The following is a 1,754-nucleotide window of genomic DNA, read 5'->3' on the forward strand; positions in this document are numbered from 1 at the left end:
AAGTTGAATATAATAAAAATAAATTGAGGAAATCTGAAACATATGATTCATTATTAGATTTTATCCTCATTGGAAATAAAAGTGAGTTTGATATATCGAAAATATCCTTCCCTCGTCCATACAAAAAGTTAGTAAAAAGCATTAACGATGAAGATAGAGATGCTTTTCTAAAATATTTGAGAGGATGGTATAAAGGCTCTGTAGATAGTGCTTGGTATGGTACACATGAACTGGTGAATAAATATCAGTATTATGGATATTGGTGTTTTGAAGCTGGTGCTATTGCAAAAAGACTTGGTTTTATAGATGACGATTTGAAAAATGAGCAGTATTATCCTTATGATATGGTTCATTTCAATTGAGTAATGACGAGGTGATAAAATGACACTTTCGATAGATGGTCGCTTATCTGAACTTATAGCGAACTCCTGTTCTTGAAACCTACATAAGAGAGGTAACAACGCTTGTTCATCTCACTGTGAACGGTGAAGAAATCGTTACAACTGTTGACCACCCGTTCTATGTAAAAAATCAAGGCTTTATCAAAGCAGGAGAACTGATAGTTGGTGATGAACTTCTTGATGTAAACGGAAATGTTCTTTTAGTTGAAAATTTTGATGTTGAGTTGACAGAAGAACCTGTTAAGGTGTATAATTTCCAGGTGGAGGATTTTCATACGTATCACGTTAGTGGCTTTGGTGTGTTGGTACATAATGCTGGGAAAGATTATTCTAGACGCGAACGTATGGGTAGACAAAAAGGTAAATCTCCGAGAGATCAGAAAAAACAACAAAAACAAGTTAAAGCAATAACACGTGAGTTGAAAAGACGTGGTGTGCCAGAAAATAAGATAAAAGATAATATACATGATATATTACATGACGAGGCATGGATTATCAAGAAGCACTAGAAGAGGCTTTGAATTATTTTGGAGTATAGGTAGGAAGTACAATGACTTTATCAGAAAAAAATACAATAACGGAATGCATCAATAAAATTAAAGGTGCGAAAAGTATAAAAATAGGGAGAGCAGCTGATTTAGTTTGGATTGCCATGAAAGGAATTGATGGTAAAGATTATGCACTCCATATGCAAACTTTTTTTAGATTTTGTAATATCGAAGAAGTATTAATTACTGATATGGATAAATATCAGCCAATATCACCAATGACCGAGACTGAAAATTTTAATTGGGATGTAAAAGGTAATAATTTATTTGACAAATGGTGCGATGATTTCAACAAAAATTTTTCAGATAATATTGTAATTAAATCTATTGAAATAAACAATTTTGGTGATCTTAAAATTAAATTTAGTAATTCTATAACATTAGATGTTTTTGTTGATACAACTTCTAATGATGAGTGTTGGCGTTTCTTTGTATGGCATGGAAAAGAAAGACATCTTGTTATAACTGGCAGAGGGATTCAATGTCGGGAGGATAATGTTAGTGAATAAAAAAGAGAGAAATTATATTTCAGAAAGACTTCAAGTACTTGTTGGAAATAAGGTTGCTGATATTAATAGAAATCATGGGGACATTTGGATTGATTTTGTTGATGAGCACGGTAAATGTTATATATTATTAATGCAGACTTTATTTAGAATATGTGACAATGAAAAAATTTTGGTTACTGACACAGACAAATATAATAAATTGGAATCAGAAAGTGATGATGATTTATTTGAGTGGGATGTTAATGGTGCAAATATATTTGATAAATGGGTTGCCTCTAACAAAAACGATTTACTTA

3 protein-coding genes and 1 pseudogene are annotated in these 1,754 nt (G+C 31.7%); all 4 read left to right on the plus strand.

All coding sequences use genetic code 11. From position 1 onward, the window contains the following. Positions 1–362: PoNe immunity protein domain-containing protein (locus DW793_RS14120; protein WP_118158526.1), on the plus strand; the 362-nt coding region annotated here is incomplete at its 5' end. 64 nt (positions 363–426) lie between these two features. After that, positions 427–910 (plus strand): annotated as a pseudogene (locus tag DW793_RS14125) (polymorphic toxin-type HINT domain-containing protein); the annotation flags it as partial. 41 nt (positions 911–951) lie between these two features. Beyond that, positions 952–1,458 carry a hypothetical protein gene (locus DW793_RS14130; RefSeq protein WP_118158528.1) on the plus strand — a complete coding sequence of 169 codons (507 nt, stop codon included), beginning with the start codon at positions 952–954 and terminating at the stop codon, positions 1,456–1,458. Next, positions 1,451–1,754: hypothetical protein (locus DW793_RS14135; protein ID WP_147342232.1), on the plus strand; the 304-nt coding region annotated here is incomplete at its 3' end. The genes DW793_RS14130 and DW793_RS14135, both read left to right, overlap by 8 nt.

The sequence above is a fragment of the Ruminococcus sp. AM31-15AC genome (genome assembly GCF_003462045.1).
Lineage (GTDB): Bacteria > Bacillota > Clostridia > Oscillospirales > Ruminococcaceae > Hominimerdicola > Hominimerdicola aceti.